A 22,119-nucleotide genomic window follows, 5' to 3' on the forward strand; every position below is an offset into this window, starting at 1 on the left:
GCTGGAAGTAGTGGGTGACGAGGGATTTGAACCCGCAACCAATAGATTAAGAGTCTACTGCTCTACCGTTGAGCTAGTCACCCGCACGAAAAACCATGATAGCAAACTTCTAACAGATTTGCCAGTGCTATGCCCAAAAAACGAATTAAAGGGGAAATTTGACGGTAAAGGTGGTTTGACCTGCTGCACTCTCTACATGAATTGAGCCGCCTAAATGTCTGACCATTTTCTGCACTAATGCTAATTCCAGCCCCGTGCCGCTATGTTTCCAAGGATCGTGTTTGGAAAGGTGATAGAAAGGTTCAAAAATCCGTGAGAGTTCATTGCTGGTAAGCTCTATTCCCGAATTGGTAATATTAAGCTCGACTGCATCCCCGATCAACTGAGCAGAGACTGAAATTGATTCCCCGGCTGGGGTGTATTTGCAGGCATGGTTGAGCAGTTCGGTGACAATCCGCTCCAAATCAGTGATATCTGTCTCTAAAGGCGGCAGCGCCCGATCGACAGTCAGGTTTAACTGCTGTCGCTGGCAGTTGGTGAGGTCTCGAAAAGACTCGATAATGGGGTGAAGCCAGCTTTGAAAGTCAATGGCAATCAAGGTTGGGGGATCGGGTTCGGCTTCTAGATATGTAAGTGTGAGTAAGTCGTTAATTAACTTGCTTTCTCGCCCACACTCGTTATGCAGAATCTGCAAGAGTTGCGGGACTATTTCTATTTCTGATATTTCTGCTGGTGTGAGGACACTTTCGAGAGTTTGGACTGCAAGGCTAATGCTAGTTATTGGTGTCCGCAGTTCTTGGGATAGGGTTCTGAGAAATTGGTTTTTGAGCCGATCGCATTTTTCTAGTTCTTTTACCTGTGCCTGGTTTTGTTTGTAAAGCTGGGCTTGACGAATGGCGATCGCACATTCATTTGCTACCTGTTGCATTAGCTCAATTTCAAATTCGTCAAAAGCCTCTTGCGATCGTCTTGTCAGCCAAATATTTCCTAAAATCCCTTGAGGATCGAAAATTGGACAAGCCATCTGGGACATAACTAGCAACTTTGGTTCCCATCCCGGTAAAATTTCCAAAAATTGCAATGGTTGTTTTTGCAACAGCGGCTGATAAACTTCAAGATAATCTGCAATCTGTTTAGTTAATCCTTGACATTGAGGCAAATTAATACTGTATTCGTAAGCAATAGTAACTAGAGTTTGACAGGTACTGTAGAGTTCAATTTGGCAACGCTCAAGGTTTAGTAATTTTGCTAATTCCTGGGTAAGTGTCTGCAATACCTGAGTTTGATCCAGACTGTCGCGGATTTGTTCTGTCATACGTCGCACCAAGGCTTCAAAGTTTCGCACCTGCTGCAACTGACTAATGTGCTTCTGCTTTTGTAACTCCATCTTGGCTTTGAGATCCTGGAGTTGCTGATGAAGTTCTGCTTGTTGGACTGCAATGCCGATTTGAGTTGCCAACTGAAGAGCCAAGTCAGTTTCTGTTTGCTGCCATTGACGCGATTGGTGGCAATGCTGGGCAATCAATAACCCCCACATATCTTGCTCTTGGAAAATCGGCATGACAAGATTGGCTCTGATCTGCAAAGATGTCAGGAAATCTATATGGCAAGGATGCAAGCCGGCTGCATAAATATCTTCGACAACTTGAATGCAACCTTGTCTGTAATGTTCTGGATGTTTGCCAGTGAAGCAGGGATCGGTGATGTTTTTGCCCAATAGGGGATCGCTTGTAACTACAGTTGATTCGGCAATGATTACTCCACTGCCATCAGCCTCTAAACGATAAATCAACACGCGATCGCAATTCAAAAATTGCCGCAGTTCAATTGTAGTCTGATGCAGAATTGTCTCTAATTCTACTGATTGGTGAATCCGTCCAGCGATCGCTTCTAGTAGTTGTTCTCGTTCACCTTGGAGTTCAACTGCTTGTTCTGCTTGCTTAACAGGGGTAATATTGCTACTAGTACCAATCAATCGATAAACCTTGGAGTTAGCATCTTTTAGTGGCGTGAGAGTTGTACTCCACCAAGTGGGAACTCCCTGGAATTGCAAACATTGTTCGTAAGAAATAGTTGTGCCGAACCGCACGCAGTCAGCATAATGTTGACGCACCTTTGCAGCATCAATAGCAGAGAGAATATCCTCTGGTTTTTTGCCTCGAAGATCGTCTGAGCGAATCCCTATCCACCGTTCATGAGTGGGATTAAGTGCCACATATCGGAAATCTCCATCCTCCAAAACATCAACTACAAATATTGATGCCTGTACAGAATTGTACATGCTTAGTAGAAACTGTTCGCTACTACTTTTTTCATCTACTTCTGTGCCAAAAAGAATTTGAGGTGGCGATAATTTTGTCAACTCCATAGTTGATTCCACTGGATTTAGATTCATGCGAGAGTCCCACTCTTGTATTACTGACTCTTCTAGGCGCTCTCTTGTCGTTAAGCTTGCAGTAGATGCACTTTAGCGCCTATAGCAAAGTATTGTCAGCCGTTGCTCATCGAAATTTTGATCTTTCTCTACTTCTTATCAGAAATCTAGGAAAGCTAATAGGAGTCAGCTTAACAAAATCCTGCTTTTTGAAGGTGAAAATACATTTGCAGGTGAGGGCAAACTTACTGTAATTTTTTTTAACGGTTTTTCCAGATTATTGCATATATCTAAGTACAAACCTAAGTATATATCAATTAAGTTTATAATTATTAATAACAAGGCGATTAATCGCGTCTGTGGCAACTTACAATCGCAATTTGTGAGCATTGATTCCTGTGAGGATACCAACTAGTAGCCAAGTGATGCCTAAGCCGATGACTTCACCTAAAAATAACTGGCTTAAGTAGCGCCAGATTGTTCCCACAGCAGAACCCACAGGGACAGCAACCGCCCAACTTGCCGCAGAGACAAATATCCATCGCCAAGCTACAGACTGGGGAATTGCTAACCATTGTGCCAATCCAATCCCCAAGCCGCCAAGGGCACCATAAACCGCCCCTGACAAGATTCTCAAAGGAAGAATTTGAGTGCTAGGTACAATCCAACCCACCGCACCAATACCGATCGCAGTAATAATACTCCAACCCAAAAGACTTGACAAAATCCACCTGATACAAAATATAGGTTGTTTGAGAAGACAACCTTGAGGAAGTGCGATCGCAATTGAGCCGATAGCCGCCTCTACTACGCCAACATCTGGCTTTTCGCCGACTTCAATTAGCAGCAAACTCAATAAAAATCCGCCAAAAGTAGCTAAAGTCCACAGCAATGTAAAGGCAAATCTAGTATTATTAGGCGCGAATGGCATCAAAGTTTCTTTGTTTGTAATAGTCTGACGGTTTTTGCATTAAACATCTCAAAAAAACCTTTGCGTCGCTGTTGGGGTGATTCCGGTACGATGTAACCCCACAGACTCTCCCAATAGAAAAAAGAGATACCATCAAAATTGCGATCGCGTACTACCTGAACCTGTTCTCTAACTTGTGCCATTTTTACCGGATTACCTACCGTTCCTGTTGATATCCCAATACCTACAGGAATTAGACTTTGAGCCAATTTTATCGATGGAAGTTCTAGTTGAGCGATAAAAGACTTTTTGTCATGTCGATACACCTGCAAAATTAACTCATTAACTAAACCTTTTTTTACCCAATTTTCCCAATCTTGCAAATAGTATTTATAAGCAAAAGCTTGATAGTTAGGAGATAGAGATATTTTGATTTTGGGCTTAACTGCTTTCACAGCTTGATAGATTTCAGCCATGAAATCAGTAATTTTATCGGCCCGCCAGCGCATCCATTCTGGGTTAAAAGGGTCGGTAGGGGGACTTTTGCCTTGATGTTCTTGCTGGTAGAGTTCTATAGTGAAGCGATCGTAGCCGAACTGTACAGGCATCCCAAAATGGTCATCAAGTTGAATACCATCCACATCATAATCCCTGACTACTTCTAAAATTAACCCTTGGATAAACTCTTGTACTTGTGGATGTAAGGGGTTTAGCCAAGCCTGTTTAGTTATTAAAAGATTGTCGATTTCTTCTGGTGGAGCATCTTGAATAGAGTTTATACCTTCTTGCCCAATTGTCAACCAGTCAGGATAACGCCTTGCTAATTGTGAGTAATGCGGCGTCATGAACCCGTATTCAAACCAGGGAATGACTCTCAAATCTTTATTTTTGGCAAGTGTGATTATTTTTGCTAAAACATCCTGTCCACCGTGCATAAAGTTAAGCAAAGGTTGAGTTTCTGATCCTGTAGTTATTTTAGCTACAGTACTTTTATAAAAAGTATGTCCTCGGTTCCAAACTACAGGATAAATCGTATTAAAGTTGAGAGTCGATAACTGATTTATGGCACGGTTAATACCCCAAGGGACAAATAGTACACCACTAGCAACATTAGTTAGCCAAACGCCGCGAATTTCTGTAGTTAAAGGACTGGTTTTTTGGGAATAAACTGGCAGTGAAGAGGGTAAAAAAACTGTTAAAGTGACTACTAATCCCAAACACAGCAAGTAAGCAACACAACGGCGAGCAACCCGATTCATTTGTAAGCGTGACCTAGTGCGATCGGAATATATATAACTACAAAATAAAGTTGTAATCCTCCGGATGATGTAAAGAAATGATGATTCAGAATTCAGAAGTCAGAACTCAGGAGTCAGAATATTTGAAATAATACGGAGCCAGTTTTGGTTAAGAATATACTTGACGATACCAAAACCTAATAAATTCTAAATCCAAACTCCTTAACTCCTAACTCAATACAATTCAAAGCGCTACTTGTACAAAATCGTGGGTTTTTGAGACGCGATAAATCGCCGTCTCTACAAGTGTTTTGGTTTTATCCTGTATTGACTCCTGACTCCTGAATTTTGATTCCTGAATTCTTTCTTCTTAAAATCTTTCTACACCTTCAAATCGATTGAGTGCTGATGTATTTGCTGCTTCACCACAAGTCCGTGGTGTGGGGAATATCTTTTCAGGATTTGCTAACCCTTTAGGATTAAAAACTTGCCGCACCCATTGCATAGTTTCTAAATCAACTTGGCTAAACATCTGTGGCATATAGCACTTTTTCTCTTCACCGATGCCATGTTCGCCAGAAATACTACCACCGACTTGGACGCAAAGTTTGAGAATTTTTCCACCCATTTCTTCTACTTGCTCTAATGCACCAGACACAGAATTATCATAAAGAATTAGCGGATGAAGATTGCCATCGCCAGCATGAAACACATTAGCAACACGATAACCGTATTGTTTACTTAACGCCTCAATTTCATGTAAAACATAAGGTAACTGAGTCCGGGGAATTACACCATCTTGCACATAATAATCTGGGCTTAAATGCCCAGCCGCAGCAAAAGCAGCTTTGCGTCCTTTCCATAATTTCAATCGGGTTTCTGGGTCAGTAGCAGAAGTGACATTCCGCGCCCCATTCTTTTTACAAATTTCGGTAACTCGCTGTTTATTCCCCACAACTTCCACTTCTAAACCGTCAATTTCTATTAGCAAAATGGCAGTAGCATCGCGGGGATAACAATTAGTTGCGACAACATCTTCAACTGCATTGATGCTGAAGTTGTCCATCATTTCCATACCACCAGGAATAATGCCAGCGCTGATGATGTCAGAAACAGTTGCCCCGGCAGCTTCAATACTAGTAAAATCTGCCAACAGCACACAAATTGATTCTGCACTTTTGAGAATTCGCAACGTAATTTCTGTGGCAATTCCTAAAGTACCTTCGGAACCAACAAAAACACCTGTTAAATCATAACCAGGCATTTCTGGAATTTGTCCACCTATATCGATAATTTCCCCTTCTGGCGTGACAATTTTTAATCCTAAAACGTGGTTAGTAGTAACGCCGTATTTAAGACAATGTACGCCACCAGAATTTTCGGCAATGTTGCCCCCAATAGAGCAGATAATTTGACTAGAAGGGTCAGGAGCATAGTAAAATCCAGCACCACTAACAGCTTGTGTTACCCAACTATTAATCACCCCTGGTTGTACAACAGTCCGTTGATTTTCTAAATCAATGCTGAGGATTTGCCGCATTAAGGAAGTAACAATTAAAACAGAATCTTCTAATGGTAAAGCGCCGCCAGATAGACCAGTACCAGAGCCACGTGCGATGAAGGGTATAGAATATTGATTGCATATCTTCACAACTTGGGCAACTTGTTCTGTAGTTTTGGGTAACACCACCACAGCCGGACGTTGGCGATAGCCAGTTAAACCATCACATTCATAGGTAATGAGTTCTTCGCGGCGTTGCACCACACCATTTTTGCCAAGGACAGCCTCGAATGCTTTGAGAATGGGTTTCCAGTTGCGTTGTTTTTTATCTTGGGTAAGCATAGTTTTTTAAAGTTCAAGGTAGATGTTGCAGGCTGGTTAGTATAGCTGTAATTACTATTGTTGCAAGAATAGCAGTCAAAAGTGAGTAAAAGCGATGTGTGACGACAAACCGCTTTGCGTCTATGCCTTTGATGTAGAGTAAGTGCGATCGCATGATTTGAGTACAGAAGGTGCGATGTCTCTTAACAAAGATATTTTTTCTAAGTCTAAATACTCATTCTATCCCTAGCTTTGTTCCATCCTAATGTGCGCTCTACACATAAACTGCTGGTGACAAGCTGCTTCCTAAATATGGAGTAAGAACACAGATTCTATAGGCTGAGATAGCGATATCACTTATCTTCAGCTTATACCTAAGTAGCACTGATAGTTTCATGGATTAGTAAATTAATTTTCCTATTTTGTCAATGTAGTGGTCTTGCTTACCAAGCTTAACTTCTGCCAGCCCTTCTGAAAATTCATTAGCACTATCAAACTGGGGTTGGATGACCAACTGCCCAATCTTGTCAATGTAACCCCACTTGTCCCCAATATTCACTGCTGCTAGCCCTTCGGAAAATTTTAAAGCCACATCAAACATCGGTTCAATGACTACTCCTCCACTCTTGTCAATATAGGCAAACTTGTAGTCAAATTTATAGCCCATATTTACTGCTGCAAGACCTTCGGAAAAAATTCCTTGCGATAGTAGTGCATGATCTTCAAACTGAGGTGGAATAACTAGTTGTCCAACTCTATTGATATAGCCCCACTTGTCATTGATTTTGACCATTGCCAACCCTTCGTAAAAATCCCAAGACTCATCAAATTGAGGTTGAATGACTAATTGCCCGATTTTGTCAGTATAGCCCCATTTATCATTGATTTTGACAGCTGCTATTCCTTCAGAAAAACTTCCAGCTTCATCAAATTGGGGTTGAATTACTAATTTATCACTTTTGTCAATATAGCCCCACTTGCCATTGATTTTGACAACTGCTATTCCTTCAGAGAATCCCAAAGTTTCATCAAATTTGGGTGAGATAACTAGTTGCCCACTTTTGTCTATATAGCCACATTTACCAGCTATCAAGACTTCTGCCAGTCCTTCATAAAAGTTACTAGCAAATTTAAATTGGGGTAAGATAATTAGCTGCCCGATCTTGTTGATATAACCATAGCTAAACTCGCTGCCAATCTTTACTAATGCTAACCCTTGATAAAATTGCCAAGCTTTATCAAATTGGGGTTGAATGATTACCTTTCCTGTCTTATTAATATAGCCATACTTTTCGCCAATCTTAATTGGTTTTGGTGATGATTCAGGAGATGGTGCAAGCCTTAAACCAGAGTGGTTTAAGGCTTGCATTGCCTCATTGGCATTTTTATAACGTTGGTGGAAATCACGTCGCACCATTTTTGTCAAAAAGTCTGCTAGCCCATCACTAACTTGAGCACAGTCGCGCCATATTAATTCCAGAGTCTTAGATTTTGGTAGTTGTTGTGGGGGTAATCCAGTTAAAGCTTGGATTGCTGTAACTCCCAAAGCATAGATATCACTACATAGCTGAGGATGCCCTTCCCATTGCTCATTCGGCATATAACCACGAGTACCAATGGCCATCGTGGTGCTAATTTTTCCTTGACTATTAATTCCTGAAGTGCTGATTTCTTTAATTGTCCCAAAGTCAATCAGGACAAGTTTATTATCTGAATACCGCCGCATCAAATTTAATGGCTTGATATCTCGATGAATCACATTCTGTTCGTGGACAAAAGCTAGCACCTCTAAAATATCTTGTAAAAGTTGAATCACATCAGCTTCACTCCACGGTTTTCCTGAAGTGATTTCATTACTCAGATCATGCCCATCAATGTATTCTTGGATTAGATAAAATTCTTTATATTCATCTAAAAAGTCATAAAGTTGGGGAATTTGGAGGTGTTCCTTACCCAATGTGAATAGAATTGCTGCTTCTTTTTTGAACCTTTCTACAGTATCTATATCTGGAGTTTGGGGTTTGGTCAACCGCTTGATAACGCACTTATACTTAGGAGTAACAGGTAAATCCTGCGGGTATTCAGCTAGATAGGTTTCCCCAAATCCACCCGCTCCTAATTTTTGGATAATTTTGTAACGCTGTCGCAGTATGTATCCAATCATTATGCTAATGTTACAGACCTTTATCTGTAGATTTTGACACAACCTAACCGTTATTGTAGGTAAACGACTACGCACTCTCTCATCCCCAATCAACTAACCTAGAAATAACGCTCTCAAATACTGGATAAAATCATGGTTCAGCAAGTTCTAATCAATGATGATGATTACTATGTGCCAGATGCCAACCAGCTAGTCACTGAAGATGATACACCTGTGGACAATTTTGCTTCTGAAAAACAACAACGCCTCTTAGTTGGTTCTCTTTACAGTTCTCTACAGCAGCAAAGTTTGTTAGCAGCAGCGAATGTTGGTATCTACCATACAGACGGTCAACCCGCAATTGTACCCGACGTTTTTCTCAGCTTAGATGTGCAAGTACCTCAAAATTGGTGGGAAAAACAAAATCGCTGTTATATGGTTTGGCGTTTTGGCAAACCTCCAGAAGTCGTGATTGAAATTGTCTCTAATAAAGAAGGTGATGAACTGGGCAAAAAACTGAAAATTTATGAACAAATGCGGGCTAGCTACTACATCGTATATGACCAGAATCAGCAATTAGGAGAAAAAGTCTTGCGCGTTTATGAGCTTAGAGGAAGGCGCTACTTTGAAACTTCCGAAAATTGGTTAGAACAAGTTGGTTTAGGTGTAACTTTGTGGGAAGGAAAATTTGAAGATAGACAAGATACTTGGTTACGCTGGTGCTACCAAGATGGTAATGTTTTATCGACTGGAGATGAACGCGCTTCCCTAGCCGAACAACGCGCCCAAATCCTAGCAGATAGATTACGGGCTATGGGTGTAGATCCTGATACTCTCTAGAAGACTTGCTGTAAAGACGCAAAGTTAAGTTTTTTACGTCTTTACATGAGCAAAAATTTCTCACGAACTTGTGCAAATTATAAACTTATTTATACGATGCCAAACCTTCTCTAATAAATTAGGATCGTCTGAATCAAACCATTCAATTTGCGGATATGCTCGAAACCAAGTGCGTTGTCGCTTGGCAAATTGTCGTGTATGCAAAACTGTTAATTCTTTGGCTTCATCTAAAGAAATATCCCCAGCCAAATATTGCTTGATTTCTTGATAGCCCAAAGTATTCAATAAAGACAAATCAGCGCCATATTTTTGACAAAGATACTCTACTTCAGTAACCAAACCATTTGCTATCATTTGCTCAGTACGCTGTTGAATACGAGCAAGCAACTTTTCAACATCGCAATCTAAACCAATTTGCAAAATCGGGTAATTCGGCGGATTCTCCCCTTGCTGTTCTGAAATCGGATATCCAGTAACATAATATACTTCTAATGCTCTTAAAGTTCGCACTAAATCATTGCCATGAATTTTTTGTGCTGCAACTGGGTCAACTTGTTGTAACATTGCGTAGAGTTGTTTTTGACCCAGAGATTCAAGCTGCGATCGCAATTCCATTTGTGGTGCAACTCTCGGAATTTTCATCCCTTGGGCAATCGAACGTATATATAAACCAGTGCCACCAACTAGGAACAGTGGTGTAACACCAACAGAAGCAATTAAAGCTTGTGCTTGCTGCTGATAATCTGATACTGTCATCATATCTGCTGGATTGCAGATATCTATTAAATAGTGTGGCACCAATCTTTGTTCAGCTACAGTTGGTTTAGCTGTCCCAATATCAAACTCACGGTAAACTTGACGAGAATCAGCACTCAGAATTACAGAACCCAAACGCATCGCCAAAGCCAAAGCTAAACCCGATTTACCCGTTGCCGTTGCTCCACAAATCACAATTAATTTTGTCATTAGTCATTTGTCATTTGTCATTTGTCATTTGTTATGGGGCATTGGGCATTGGGCATTGGGCATTGGGCATTGGAAAGAGGACTTGGAGACAAGGAGAATTGGGGACAAGGGGAAAGACTTGTTGTAAGTTCTAAACTTTTGTCACCTTGTCACCTTGTGCCCTTGCTTCCCCTGCTTACCCTGCTCCCCCAGCCCCTCTGCTCCCCTGCTCCCCTGCTCCTCTGCTCCCCCAGCCCCTCTGCTCCCCTGCCCCTCTGCCTCCCTTGCCCTCTTCCACGGTACTGCAACCCCAGTATAAACTTCTCTTGAAAATGCCCTACAGACGCCAGCAAGGCTTTTGTGTTACAATTTTGGAGTGTTTTTACTTTTATTTGCCTTTCGGCGATTTTAAACCCACGCATCAGGAGAGTTTACATGACGAGCAGTTACAGTGCCGATCAGATTCAAGTTCTGGAAGGTCTGGAAGCCGTCCGCAAAAGACCAGGAATGTACATCGGTACCACTGGGCCGCGAGGACTCCACCATTTAGTTTACGAGGTGGTGGACAATTCAATCGATGAGGCTTTGGCGGGTCATTGCACTCATATAGAAGTGGATATCAACGCTGATGGTTCGGTGACTGTAACAGATGATGGTCGCGGTATTCCCGTAGATACTCACTCGCGTACCGGGAAATCGGCTTTGGAAACCGTAATGACGGTACTGCACGCTGGTGGTAAGTTTGGCGGTGGTGGTTACAAAGTTTCGGGAGGATTGCACGGGGTTGGTATTTCTGTTGTTAATGCCTTATCTGAAGTTGTAGAAGTTACAGTTTGGCGAGATAAAAAGGTTCATCTTCAGCGCTATGAACGTGGTGTCCCAGTTAGTGAACTGCAAGTCAAGCCTTACAAAGAAGCTAGAACAGGAACTTCTGTTACTTTTAAGCCGGATGTCCAAATATTTACTACTAGCATTGAGTTTGATTACATCACTTTATCAGGTCGCCTACGGGAATTGGCGTATCTGAATGCAGGTGTCAAAATTACTTTTACTGACCACCGTTTAGAACTACTAAAAAGCGATACAGCCAAGGTAGAAACCTACGAGTACAAGGGTGGGATCAAAGAGTACATTGCGTACATGAACCGTGAGAAGCAACCACTGCATGAAGAAATTATCTATGTGCAGGGGGAACGGAACAATGTACAAGTGGAAGTTTCTTTGCAGTGGTGTACTGATGCTTACACGGATAATGTACTGGGTTTTGCTAACAATATTCGCACGGTGGATGGTGGTACACACTTAGAAGGGTTAAAAGCAGTTCTGACTCGGACATTAAATGCGATCGCCCGCAAACGAAATAAAATTAAAGAGAATGAACCTAACCTCAGTGGCGAACACGTCCGTGAAGGTTTGACTGCGGTAATTTCGGTTAAAGTCCCCGATCCCGAATTTGAAGGACAAACTAAAACCAAACTCGGTAATACTGAAGTGCGGGGAATTGTCGATTCTTTGGTAGGAGAAGTCCTTACCGAGTATCTAGAATTTCATCCCAGCGTTGCTGATTCAATTTTAGATAAAGCTATCCAAGCCTTCAAAGCCGCAGAAGCAGCGCGTCATGCACGGGAATTAGTCAGACGCAAATCTGTACTGGAATCTTCACCATTACCCGGTAAATTGGCAGATTGTAGTTCTCGTGACCCTGGCGAATCCGAGATATTCATCGTAGAAGGGGACTCAGCCGGCGGGAGTGCCAAACAAGGACGCGATCGCCGTACTCAAGCTATCTTGCCTCTACGTGGTAAAATTCTCAACATTGAAAAAACCGACGACGCTAAAATTTATAAAAATAACGAAGTTCAAGCGTTAATTACAGCCCTCGGTTTAGGTGTCAAAGGTGATGAATTCGATTCCACCCAACTGCGCTATCACCGGATAGTCATCATGACTGATGCTGACGTAGATGGAGCGCACATTCGGACTTTGTTGTTAACATTCTTCTATCGATATCAGCGATCGCTCATCGAACAAGGCTTTATTTATATTGCTTGTCCCCCACTGTATAAAGTAGAACGTGGACGTAATCATGAGTACTGCTATAGCGATCGCGAAAAAAATCAAGCGATCGCCAAATTTCCGGCTAACGCCAACTATACCATCCAACGCTTCAAAGGTTTGGGTGAAATGATGCCACAACAACTCTGGGACACCACCATGAACCCAGAAACTCGTAAAATGAAGCAAGTCGAAATTGAGGATGCCGCCGAAGCCGATCGCATCTTCACAATTTTAATGGGCGATCGAGTCGCACCCAGACGAGAATTCATCGAAACCTATGGCTCTAAACTCAACTTCACCGATCTAGATATCTAAGTACCAGCAGTCCGAAATCATTTGTAAAAAACAAGATCCCCGATTTCTCAAATAAATCGGGGATCTTTAGCTTTCAAGTATTGCTTGACATTACTGCAACACAGCGCAAGGGACGTAGGAGAGGGACTGGGGGAGAGATCAAAATAGCACTCGTCGAACTCACGTATTTTAGTAAAGACTTGATATCCAAAATTTTATAAAAACTACCTCTTTTGGTTGATGACAAATTATGTATTTTAGAAAAAATTCGGATTAATATTTTTCCCACTACAAATTATGTCGTTAGATGAGTGACTATATTCACAAATTCATTAACTATTGTTAATAATTCCTTATTAACTGGATTCTACACAAAGCTATGAAAGTGAGCAAAAGCATAGTAGGAACATTGTTCAATATTATTGGCATCGGTAGCTTAGTTGCTCTGTCTGCCTGCGCTCAACCTGTTGTAGAAACTCCTACAGCAACTGTCCCTTCAACAACTGTCTTGCCCGTCACGCCAACTCCTACTCCTACTATTGCCACCCAAAATTTAGCAGAATTGGCAAAGTCAGCAGCTAGTCAAGGACAGTTTAAAACTCTTATCCAAGCAGTGCAAGCTGCCGGATTAACTGAACAATTGGCGACACCAGGCCCTTATACAGTATTTGCACCTACTGACGCTGCTTTCTCTGCTTTACCAAAAGCTACTCTAGACCAACTCTTACAACCAGCAAACAAACAACAATTAGTCAAGCTTCTGTCCTACCACCTCATACCTGGAGGAATTACCTCGCAGCAATTGACATCTGGAGAAGTTAAAACAGTTGAGGGTAGTCCGGTTAAAATCGCAGTCGATCGTGCCAGCAACTCAATCACAGTCAACAACGCTAAGGTGACTCAGCCAGACATCCCAGCTAGCAACGGCATCGTTCATGTAGTCGATCGGGTACTTGTGCCACCTAATTTTCCTGCAAGTCTAAACACCACCCCAACACCACGCTAATTCTGCAAAGTTCATAGTCTCCAGTTTTCAACTTTGAAAGCCATTGTGATTTTGAATTAATCTCTAATAATCAATAAAAAAAATTAAGTTGACTTGTCATACAAGTAATAGGCTTTACTACAAAAACTACATAAATTTCATTTTTTCGCTTGCAAATTCATATAATTTACCAATTGTCAATATTGTCAAAACAATCAATGCTCAATTGTTAGCAAAACTACCAACTTTATTGGAAAGTTAGTCCAAATAATACTCTTTGCTCTGACTCGCTGATTAATTTGAACCACTAGCTAGAAACACATTTGTTATGCTTTAAGGAAATAACTAAATATCATCTATCCAACAGCAATTAATAAGTATTTTGAGGATTTCTCATTATCAGATGACAAAAAATTACCGAAATAAAAGTATTGAAATTTACAATTAATTTACGTAAAAAGTCCTTGTAACTAAATCATCAGGTAATCTGCTGGGTTCTCTGTGTTCGAGGTAATAGCTGTTGAAAGTACACACCAGAAGGCTGAAAACTTGTTAATATCTTCATGTAGTGCTGTGGCGATCGCGATCGTCTTGTATGTATCTAATGTACTTTTGCCTAAGAGTAAGACAAGATTGGCAAGTTCGCAGGACAAATTGTTTTTGAATTGATTAAAATATCCTTGTATACAATAAAAAAAGTTTGTCAAGTTTCATAGGGCTGAAATCACCACAGTGCGCTAACGTGTGAATAAGACCAAATTAGTAAACCTAAATCGATCTGCGATCGCATCGATTCTGCCACCGCCTCAACTCCTCAGTTAAGGTAGTTAGTACGCAAAAGGTTAACTGCTTTCAGGCAAACACCACCGTTGTTGTATTTACCCAAGGACAATACCCGTTTTAGTCTAAGGGATGCTTAATTTATGAAGGAAATGTAAAAATGGTTAGGTTAAGAGGAATAGTCTGAGTTAACATATAATTCACTCTTTCTCAGTAATTAATGTTGTGTAAAATACATGAAATTCGGCATAAGCAAGCGTACTTACTTCGTAATGTAATAAGAGCGTCACTGCAATTCCGAAAAGTAGAGAAAAAATTTCCGGGTATAAATCCCGTTTTCAATGTCTTTTTGGTGAAAGTAGCTAAAAGTTGCTTAATGAATTCATGATTAATACACAAAAAGAGTGCAATTTCTGTGAAACAGGCTACAATCGGAAGAGTCTTTATACAAAAATCTGCCAACAGTATGAACTCATTTGTATAGAGTGGTAAATTTTTTGATAAAGGCGAGTCTTTCTTTTGACCAGTTAGTTGAAAGCAATATGTGATAGCAACACATATAACATTTACTAAAGTGAGCAAGTCACCTTTAGTAGTTGCTTAAACTAAAGTAAAAACCCTCCTACCGGAGGTCTAAAATTTCCGAAAATATCTCTGGCAAATCTGCCAAAAAGCTTATTTTCGGTTGGCAATTGGCTCGTTTAAAAGAGCAGTAAACACATCTTGAGTAATTGATTCTGCAAGGAGCATGAGGAACGCGGCATGAACCAGGCTAACAACGTACTCGAAAGCATATATCAGCCTGACCTAGAAATAATGAATCAGCCTGAGCTCGAGTTAGAAGAACTCTTAATAGACGATGAAGAGGACTTGCTGATCGTAGATGAAGGTGACGAGGAATTTTTAGAGCCTCAGTCTGATGAGGACGACGCAAAGTCTGGAAAAGCCGCTAAATCGCGTCGTCGGACACAAAGCAAGAAAAAGCACTATACAGAAGATTCAATTCGGCTTTACTTGCAAGAAATTGGTAGAATTCGTCTGTTGCGGGCAGACGAAGAAATTGAATTGGCGCGGAAAATAGCCGATTTGCTGGAATTAGAGAGAGTACGCGAAAGACTCTCGGAGCAATTAGATCGCGATCCTCGAGATAGTGAATGGGCAGAAGCAGTACAACTGCCACTACCAGCCTTTCGTTATCGCCTCCATGTTGGTCGTCGGGCCAAAGACAAGATGGTGCAATCTAACCTCCGTCTTGTAGTTTCAATTGCTAAGAAATACATGAATCGTGGTTTGTCGTTCCAGGACTTAATTCAGGAAGGCAGTCTCGGTTTGATTCGTGCCGCTGAAAAGTTTGACCACGAAAAAGGTTATAAGTTTTCTACATACGCTACATGGTGGATTCGTCAAGCAATTACCCGCGCGATCGCAGATCAATCTCGCACAATTCGGCTTCCAGTTCACCTTTACGAAACCATTTCTCGGATTAAGAAAACTACCAAGTTACTATCTCAAGAAATGGGTCGCAAACCCACCGAGGAAGAAATCGCTACTCGCATGGAAATGACCATTGAGAAGTTGCGGTTTATTGCAAAATCTGCCCAGTTACCAATTTCATTAGAAACGCCAATTGGTAAAGAAGAAGATTCTCGGTTGGGCGATTTTATTGAATCCGATGGTGAGACACCAGAAGACCAAGTTTCCAAAAATCTTCTGCGCGAAGACCTTGAAAAAGTTCTCGACAGTCTCAGCCCACGCGAACGGGATGTTCTCAGATTGCGTTACGGTTTGGATGATGGTCGGATGAAGACCCTTGAGGAAATCGGACAGATTTTCAACGTCACCCGCGAACGGATTCGTCAAATTGAGGCGAAGGCACTCCGCAAGTTACGCCATCCAAATCGTAACAGCGTTCTCAAGGAATATATTCGGTAGTCAATTAGTCATTAGTCATTAGTCATTAGTGAATAAGCAAATGACAAATGACAACTGACAAATGACAAATGACAAAAAAATAAAACCTGGTAGTGAATTAGCACTCCAGGTTTTTTTATTTATAGGTCATCTTAAATATTAAAACTTATTATAGGATGCCCCAAAAATGTAGAAATCCTTGACCAGAAAAAAGCTCAACCAAAACGGCTGCTAAAAAGCCAATCATTGCCAAGCGACCGTTCCAAATTTCTGCTTGTGGGGTAAAGCCCCAACGCCAAGCGTTGCGATCTTCAATTATGGGAGTAGTGACTTTTGTTGTGGTTGCATTTGTCATGGTTAGAACTCCAAATTCAATTTTTAATGTTTATTGCCTTATGTAAACTAATATAACAAATATTTTCATAAAGGCAACATTTTTTATATTTTTGTTTCCATAGCTTGACATAAATAGAAATAGCTATTTATACAGACTAAAACATCAGCCTTCAGTAAGAGTTTCTGAGATAGAGAAATGTTATTCAGACTTTTAGCTTGATAAAAATCTCATTAATTTAGTTAAATTGCTTGATTTTCAATATATTTTGCCTTTTAAAATAAAAAAATTATTGAGAATTTAAGTTACTACCAGACAATTTCCATTTCTTTTGCAGTCGAGACCAAACCAAGCTTCTCGTAGATATGTTTACTATCCTCAGTGGTGTGAAGCCAGAGGCGTTTTGCCTCAGTTGCTCTCACAAAGCTGATAATTTCCTTTAATAATGCTGTTGCAATTCCGTGTCCTCGCCACATCGGAATCGTATAAACGTTCTGTAGCCTTCTAAGCCTGAGAGATTGCGATTGTAAGGGGGTCGTTGAAAAAATACCAAGCCGTTAGTGGCAACAATTTGACTATCCACTTCAGCTACCCAAGCTAAAAACTCACCCGTCGGCATTTTTTCGCCAAGATATCTTCGAGTTGCTTTTGCTAGGTTTGTGGTGTCAGAATTACCTTTAATTTCGCCAGCTTCCCGCAGGAGTTCGAGACGCATTTGGATTAGCGCCTCTAAATCCTGCAAGTTGGCTTGTCGCAAGTTGAACATCACCTTAATTTACGATCGCACTTCCGCCACGGTGATGATTTTTTCATCGCGGTTGAGTTGGAGGATGCTTTCACCTTTGACATCTCTACCTAAGAGCGGCACTGTTTCCACAGGTATCCGTACGACCCGCTCCTTATTCGTTACTAAAGCTATCTCGCCAGATGCGATCGCCATCACCATACCAGCTAAGTTGTCAGTTTTGCTAGCAAATTTCAGCGCTTGCGTGCCTAAATCACCGCGATTAGCCGCTCTTAACTGACTCGCAGCCATCCGCTTGGCATATCCTTCTTGAGTAACTAGCAACAGTTGGTCATCTTTACCGACAGTGACACAGCCAACCATTTGCTGATTTCTCAATAGTCGAAATGCTTGTAAACCCATTGCTGTGCGTCCCATGACCGGCAATTGTTCATCATTGACTGCAAAGCGCAACATTCGCCCACCGGAACTAGCTAAAATCAGATGCTCCCCTGGAGCGATGAACTGGGTGAATGACAATTCATCATCATCTTTGAGCTTCAAAATTGTGATTCCGCGCCGAGTCAGGTTAGTCAATTCTCCCAAAGACAGACGCTTAATTCTTCCCTGTTTTGTTAGGAGAATCATCTGCCTATTTTCGAGGTTTTCCGGCAGTAAAAAGCGGCTGACCACAGCTTCTTGAGTGCCTTGAGCAGTACTACTGAGCATAGCGATCAAAGGTTTTCCCCGTGGAGAACGCCCAGTCGTTGGGGGAATTTCTCCCACATTCACCGGATACACTTTGCCACCACCAGTTAGTATTAGCAAGTCTTTCCCTGTGTCGGTCAACACAGTTTGGATAATGAAGTCATGATCGTGTAGACCATTTTCAGCTTTTGACTTTCTCCCAGATGGCTGGGTGCGGCGAACATAACCTCGTTGAGTAAATTCTAAAATAGCTTCCTCTACTGGTTCAGAAGATTTAAGTTCCTCCTTCTCTGCGCCTCTGCCCCTCTGCTCCTCTGCCCTAGACTTTTGCTCCTCTGCAATTTTCGTGCGTCGGGGATCGCTGTACTTGCGCTTGAGCGATCGCAAATCTTTTTTCAGTGCCTTTAATAATTCGCGGCGATCGTTGAGTAATTGCTCCAATAAACTAATTTGTTCGCTGATCTGCTCAAATTCCTGCTGCAAATTTTGCTGTTCTAAACTAGTGAGGCGACGCAACGGCATAGCTAGAATTGCATCTCCTTGTACCTCACTCAAATCCAGTCGGCTACAAAGGTTAATTTTTGCCGTACTCCCATCGGGAGCTTGGCGCAAAATTTGAATTACCTCATCCAAATTAGACAGCGCTTTCAGCAAACCTTCTACCAAATGCACGCGACTTTGGGCCTTACCCAACTCGTAATTGTAGCGACGGTTCAGCGTTTCTTCTCGGAATCTCAAAAACTCCTGCAACAGTTGACGCAAACTTAACTGGCGGGGTTGTCCATCCACTATTGCCAGCAGAATCGCCCCAAAAGTCATTTGTAAAGCAGTTTGGTGATATAAATTCTGGAGAACTTCTTGGGGATTGGTATCGCGTTTGAGTTCAATTACCACCCGCATACCTTCGCGATCGCTCTCATCCCGAAGATCGGAAATTCCTTGCAAGCGTCCTTGATTTACTAAGTCCGCTACCTTCTCAATCCAGGCAGCCTTATTCACTTGATAAGGCAATTCTGTAATGATAATTGCCGTCCGGCGCTTGTTTCCCCTAGCTGCTGGAATTTCCTCTAGAGTTGCGACTCCCCGCAGCAGAATTCCACCTTTACCAGTGGTGTACGCTTCCCGAATTCCCGCTTCACCAACTATTTCCCCACCAGTGGGAAAATCTGGCCCTGGAATTAGCTCAAATAATTTTTCATCTGGCAAATCTGGGTTGTCGATTAAAGCAATTAACCCATCGACAACTTCCCCCAAATTGTGGGGTGGTACATTTGTCGCCATTCCCACGGCAATACCAGAACAGCCATTGAGTAACAGAAACGGCAACTGAGCAGGTAACACCGTTGGTTCTTGCTGGGAATTATCGAAGTTACCGACAAATTCCACAGTTTCTTCACCAATTTCTGTCAGCATTCCCTCATGGCTGATCGGTGCGAGACGCGTTTCTGTGTAGCGCATCGCCGCTGGCGGGTCATTATCGACGCTGCCAAAGTTACCGTGTCCTGCCAGCAAGGGATAGCGGCTAGAAAAATCCTGCACCAGCCTGACTAAAGCATCGTAAACTGATTGGTCGCCGTGGGGATGGTATTTACCCAACACATCACCCACTACACGGGCACATTTTCGATAGGGTCTATCTGGTACTAAACCGAGTTCGTGCATTGCATACAAAATGCGCCGATGCACTGGTTTTAAGCCATCACGCACGTCTGGTAGCGCTCGCCCGACAATCACGCTCATGGCATATTCTAGATAAGACCGTTGCATCTCGGTGTGCAGGGCTGTTGGAATTACCTGTCCCGTTGAGAGAAGGTTTAACTGTTTTGCCATGAGTTTTTTCCCTGAAATTTAACTACACAAAAGCCGATGGAACTCAACACTGCGGCAACCACAGCATAACGGATGAAATGAGATTCATAACAAAATTTTGATAGTCACAGAAGAAAAAGCAGTACTATCATCCTTGATGACGAAGATGCACTTGACTATTAAAAAGGATGCACACGAGTATAATCTACATAAACTTAGTAGCCATGATACTTTCCATGATTGCAAATCTTTAATTTTGAATTCTGAAATTCTTGAATCTCCTCACCTCTATAACTAAAATTCTCATGAAAACTGTTTTAATTGTCGAAGACGATCTAATTAATGCTCGTGTTTTTTCCAAAATTTTGTCCAAGCGTGGTGGCTTGGGTGTAAAACACACTGAAAATGTCGAAGAAGTCATCAAAATTGCCCAATCAGGAGAAGCCGACCTGATTTTGATGGATGTTTCTCTCTCCAGAAGTGTTTACCAAGGCAAGTCTGTTGATGGAATTAAGATTACACAAATGTTAAAATCCGATCCAAAAACAGCAAACTTACCTGTGATTCTGGTGACAGCACATGCTATGGAAGGCGATCGCGAGAACTTTCTCAAGCAAAGCGGTGCTGATGGCTACATTTCTAAGCCAGTTGTTGACCATCAACAGTTCGTTGACCAAATCATCGCACTTCTACCCACAGACTAACACTGAAAATTAACGACTTATTTTCAGGAATACTTGCCCGCAAATGTTTTTAGGCAACTAATTCCTGTATTTATCTAGTATAGATGTACTACGAAAAGGTACTATTAGGCAAGTGGCAATAGGACAGTTAGGAGTTATGAGTGAGGAGTTGAAATATTTAACTTTTAACTCCTAACTTTTAACTTCTAACTCCTAACTCCTAACTTAGACTTTTATTGAGTCGGCTGTTTTCTAGGCGTAGGCGCTGATGATGAGTTTTCTCGTTGCTGTATGGCTGCTTGAATACGTGGTAATTCTAGGAATTTTTTCGTATCAGACAGTAGACGATCGCCCCAGAGATTTTCTTTGAGGAAATTTAAATTAGCATAGCGCGAATCGATACGGAGTGCAGTTTCTCCCAAGGTTAGTCCTTGTTGGCGATCGCCTTTAGTATAGAGTGCCACGGCTAAGGCCAATAAAGGTTCTGCCGCTTGTTTTTCAAGGGTTACAGCAGATTGCCATCGCTTAATTGCTTCAGGGATATTACCCTGTTCGTAGTTGATTAAGCCAATGTTGTTGAGTGCGGGCCAGAACTTTTTATCTTGGGAGACGGCTTTATCATACTGTGCGATCGCATCTGGCAATTTACCCAGCAAATAATAAGCATTACCCAAATCAAATAATCCCTCTGGATCGTTGGGTTTTAACTTCAAACCATCTTGATAATTGACAACAGCAGCCTGGTAATTTTTCTGCTGAAAATTTGCTGAACCCAAAGCAAACAAAATATCACCATTTTTGGGGTTAAGAGATTGCGCTTTTTTCAGACTAGCGATCGCGCCATCAAACTCTTTGGATTGCAACTGCAATCCACCCAACAGCAACCACACTTTATCATTCCCAGGAGCCAGTTGACTAGCCAGCCGCGCTCGTGGCAAAGCTAAGTCAACCTGTTGAAACTGAGCTAGTTGAGCCGCCTCTTGTGCCAAGCTCAACCCCTGCTTTTCTAACTTTGTCGCATCTAGTTGCAATGTATGGGGTATTAATGCCTGCGCGTTAGCGGCTTTTGGCATACTCCATAAACTACAGACCATTAAAAGAGAAATCAAACGAATATGTTTAGGCACACTACCGCCTTTAAGCCACTAATCAAAGAATCTTTCAGCTAGCTTAAACGATCTGCGCTGTTGGCGGTAGCAAAATCTTATAAAGAAAGGCAGGAGGCAGGAGCAGGAAGCAGGGGGAGCAGGGGAGCAGGGGGAGCAGGGGGAGCAGGGAGATGAGGGAGTGAGCGAGTGAGCAAGTGAGGGAGTTAGGGGACAAGGGGACAAGGAGATAAACAAAACTCCTAACTCCTAACTCCTAACTCCTAACTCAGCACTCAGCACTCCTAACGCCCAATGCCCCATACCAATTAAACAATTGATGACTTTGGTCATACATCAGTCTGGAATTACTAGTGACTTTGGTCATACATCAGTTTGGATGTTTTGAATGATAATTATTATGTATGAATTTATACGATGAGGTAAATATTAAACACTTTGATATCAAAAAAAAG

At 41.8% G+C, this 22,119-nt stretch carries 17 protein-coding genes and 1 tRNA gene; 5 read left to right on the forward strand and 13 right to left on the reverse strand.

The features are described 5' to 3' along the window. Window positions 1–11: 11 nt before the first annotated feature. From RMZ42_RS00005 to RMZ42_RS00030, 6 genes are all read right to left on the reverse strand, one after another. Window positions 12–83 (reverse strand) — tRNA-Lys (locus tag RMZ42_RS00005). 62 nt (window positions 84–145) lie between these two features. Further along, complete coding sequence (locus RMZ42_RS00010; protein ID WP_322669466.1) at window positions 146–2,395, reverse strand: GAF domain-containing protein; 2,250 nt, start codon at window positions 2,393–2,395, stop codon at window positions 146–148. A gap of 346 nt (window positions 2,396–2,741) precedes the next feature. Beyond that, a complete protein-coding gene (locus RMZ42_RS00015) occupies window positions 2,742–3,305 on the reverse strand; it encodes a hypothetical protein (RefSeq protein WP_322669467.1) in 564 nt (187 codons plus the stop codon). Then, window positions 3,305–4,543 (reverse strand): glycoside hydrolase family 10 protein, encoded by a 1,239-nt coding sequence (locus RMZ42_RS00020; RefSeq protein WP_322669468.1) that lies wholly within the window; start codon window positions 4,541–4,543, stop codon window positions 3,305–3,307. The genes RMZ42_RS00015 and RMZ42_RS00020 overlap by 1 nt, the downstream gene beginning before the upstream one ends. A gap of 349 nt (window positions 4,544–4,892) precedes the next feature. Then, complete coding sequence (glcD, locus tag RMZ42_RS00025; protein WP_322669469.1) at window positions 4,893–6,365, reverse strand: glycolate oxidase subunit GlcD; 1,473 nt, start codon at window positions 6,363–6,365, stop codon at window positions 4,893–4,895. A 379-nt stretch (window positions 6,366–6,744) separates the two neighbouring features. Continuing rightward, window positions 6,745–8,508, reverse strand: a complete 1,764-nt coding sequence (locus RMZ42_RS00030; protein WP_322669470.1) for a WG repeat-containing protein — start codon at window positions 8,506–8,508, stop codon at window positions 6,745–6,747. A 132-nt stretch (window positions 8,509–8,640) separates the two neighbouring features. Here RMZ42_RS00030 and RMZ42_RS00035 point away from each other — a divergent pair, with 132 nt between their 5' ends. Further along, window positions 8,641–9,327, forward strand: a complete 687-nt coding sequence (locus RMZ42_RS00035) for a Uma2 family endonuclease (protein WP_322669471.1) — start codon at window positions 8,641–8,643, stop codon at window positions 9,325–9,327. Between the two features lie 60 nt (window positions 9,328–9,387). Here the strand turns inward: RMZ42_RS00035 and miaA are convergent, their stop codons facing one another. Next, complete coding sequence (gene miaA, locus RMZ42_RS00040; RefSeq protein WP_322669472.1) at window positions 9,388–10,293, reverse strand: tRNA (adenosine(37)-N6)-dimethylallyltransferase MiaA; 906 nt, start codon at window positions 10,291–10,293, stop codon at window positions 9,388–9,390. A gap of 414 nt (window positions 10,294–10,707) precedes the next feature. On the opposite strand from miaA, the gene gyrB reads away from it, so the two are divergent. Continuing rightward, window positions 10,708–12,645 (forward strand): DNA topoisomerase (ATP-hydrolyzing) subunit B, encoded by a 1,938-nt coding sequence (gene gyrB, locus RMZ42_RS00045; protein ID WP_322669473.1) that lies wholly within the window; start codon window positions 10,708–10,710, stop codon window positions 12,643–12,645. A 358-nt stretch (window positions 12,646–13,003) separates the two neighbouring features. Further along, on the forward strand, window positions 13,004–13,630 hold the full coding sequence (locus tag RMZ42_RS00050) for a fasciclin domain-containing protein (RefSeq protein WP_322669474.1): 627 nt from the start codon (window positions 13,004–13,006) through the stop codon (window positions 13,628–13,630). 449 nt (window positions 13,631–14,079) lie between these two features. Here the strand turns inward: RMZ42_RS00050 and RMZ42_RS00055 are convergent, their stop codons facing one another. Then, window positions 14,080–14,262 (reverse strand): hypothetical protein, encoded by a 183-nt coding sequence (locus RMZ42_RS00055; protein ID WP_322669475.1) that lies wholly within the window; start codon window positions 14,260–14,262, stop codon window positions 14,080–14,082. Window positions 14,263–15,151: 889 nt separating this feature from the next. Between RMZ42_RS00055 and rpoD the strand changes: the two genes are divergently transcribed. Then, on the forward strand, window positions 15,152–16,321 hold the full coding sequence (gene rpoD, locus RMZ42_RS00060; protein ID WP_322669476.1) for an RNA polymerase sigma factor RpoD: 1,170 nt from the start codon (window positions 15,152–15,154) through the stop codon (window positions 16,319–16,321). Between the two features lie 148 nt (window positions 16,322–16,469). Here rpoD and RMZ42_RS00065 read toward each other — a convergent pair whose 3' ends face one another. The 4 genes from RMZ42_RS00065 to gyrA form a co-directional block, all read right to left on the reverse strand. Next, the gene (locus RMZ42_RS00065) at window positions 16,470–16,655 is read right to left on the reverse strand and encodes a chlorophyll a/b-binding protein (RefSeq protein WP_322669477.1); all 186 of its coding nucleotides are present in this window, start codon (window positions 16,653–16,655) and stop codon (window positions 16,470–16,472) included. 287 nt (window positions 16,656–16,942) lie between these two features. Continuing rightward, window positions 16,943–17,110, reverse strand: coding sequence for a GNAT family N-acetyltransferase (locus RMZ42_RS34595; protein WP_416211778.1), 168 nt, complete (start codon window positions 17,108–17,110; stop codon window positions 16,943–16,945). Continuing rightward, window positions 17,074–17,400 (reverse strand): hypothetical protein, encoded by a 327-nt coding sequence (locus tag RMZ42_RS00070; protein WP_322669478.1) that lies wholly within the window; start codon window positions 17,398–17,400, stop codon window positions 17,074–17,076. Before RMZ42_RS00070 ends, RMZ42_RS34595 begins: the two co-directional genes overlap by 37 nt. 9 nt (window positions 17,401–17,409) lie before the next feature. Continuing rightward, window positions 17,410–19,896, reverse strand: coding sequence for a DNA gyrase subunit A (gyrA, locus tag RMZ42_RS00075; RefSeq protein WP_322669479.1), 2,487 nt, complete (start codon window positions 19,894–19,896; stop codon window positions 17,410–17,412). 284 nt (window positions 19,897–20,180) lie between these two features. On the opposite strand from gyrA, the gene RMZ42_RS00080 reads away from it, so the two are divergent. Continuing rightward, window positions 20,181–20,579, forward strand: coding sequence for a response regulator (locus RMZ42_RS00080; protein WP_069073372.1), 399 nt, complete (start codon window positions 20,181–20,183; stop codon window positions 20,577–20,579). 212 nt (window positions 20,580–20,791) lie between these two features. Here RMZ42_RS00080 and RMZ42_RS00085 read toward each other — a convergent pair whose 3' ends face one another. Beyond that, entirely contained in the window at window positions 20,792–21,685 is an 894-nt protein-coding gene (locus RMZ42_RS00085; RefSeq protein WP_322669480.1) for a tetratricopeptide repeat protein, read from the reverse strand. Window positions 21,686–22,119 lie beyond the last annotated feature (434 nt).

This window comes from Nostoc sp. DedQUE05 (assembly GCF_034530955.1).
Classification (GTDB): Bacteria; Cyanobacteriota; Cyanobacteriia; order Cyanobacteriales; family Nostocaceae; genus Nostoc.

Bases quoted from the DNA above. Each gene is read 5' to 3' on its own strand.
- RMZ42_RS34595 (WP_416211778.1), bottom strand. From the start codon at position 17,110: ATGTGGCGAGGACACGGAATTGCAACAGCATTATTAAAGGAAATTATC.
- RMZ42_RS00015 (WP_322669467.1), bottom strand. From the start codon at position 3,305: ATGCCATTCGCGCCTAATAATACTAGATTTGCCTTTACATTGCTGTGG.
- RMZ42_RS00080 (WP_069073372.1), top strand. From the start codon at position 20,181: ATGAAAACTGTTTTAATTGTCGAAGACGATCTAATTAATGCTCGTGTT.
- gyrB (WP_322669473.1), top strand. From the start codon at position 10,708: ATGACGAGCAGTTACAGTGCCGATCAGATTCAAGTTCTGGAAGGTCTG.
- gyrA (WP_322669479.1), bottom strand. From the start codon at position 19,896: ATGGCAAAACAGTTAAACCTTCTCTCAACGGGACAGGTAATTCCAACA.
- RMZ42_RS00010 (WP_322669466.1), bottom strand. From the start codon at position 2,395: ATGAATCTAAATCCAGTGGAATCAACTATGGAGTTGACAAAATTATCG.
- glcD (WP_322669469.1), bottom strand. From the start codon at position 6,365: ATGCTTACCCAAGATAAAAAACAACGCAACTGGAAACCCATTCTCAAA.
- RMZ42_RS00020 (WP_322669468.1), bottom strand. From the start codon at position 4,543: ATGAATCGGGTTGCTCGCCGTTGTGTTGCTTACTTGCTGTGTTTGGGA.
- RMZ42_RS00050 (WP_322669474.1), top strand. From the start codon at position 13,004: ATGAAAGTGAGCAAAAGCATAGTAGGAACATTGTTCAATATTATTGGC.
- miaA (WP_322669472.1), bottom strand. From the start codon at position 10,293: ATGACAAAATTAATTGTGATTTGTGGAGCAACGGCAACGGGTAAATCG.
- rpoD (WP_322669476.1), top strand. From the start codon at position 15,152: ATGAACCAGGCTAACAACGTACTCGAAAGCATATATCAGCCTGACCTA.
- RMZ42_RS00030 (WP_322669470.1), bottom strand. From the start codon at position 8,508: ATGATTGGATACATACTGCGACAGCGTTACAAAATTATCCAAAAATTA.
- RMZ42_RS00065 (WP_322669477.1), bottom strand. From the start codon at position 16,655: ATGACAAATGCAACCACAACAAAAGTCACTACTCCCATAATTGAAGAT.
- RMZ42_RS00070 (WP_322669478.1), bottom strand. From the start codon at position 17,400: ATGTTCAACTTGCGACAAGCCAACTTGCAGGATTTAGAGGCGCTAATC.
- RMZ42_RS00035 (WP_322669471.1), top strand. From the start codon at position 8,641: ATGGTTCAGCAAGTTCTAATCAATGATGATGATTACTATGTGCCAGAT.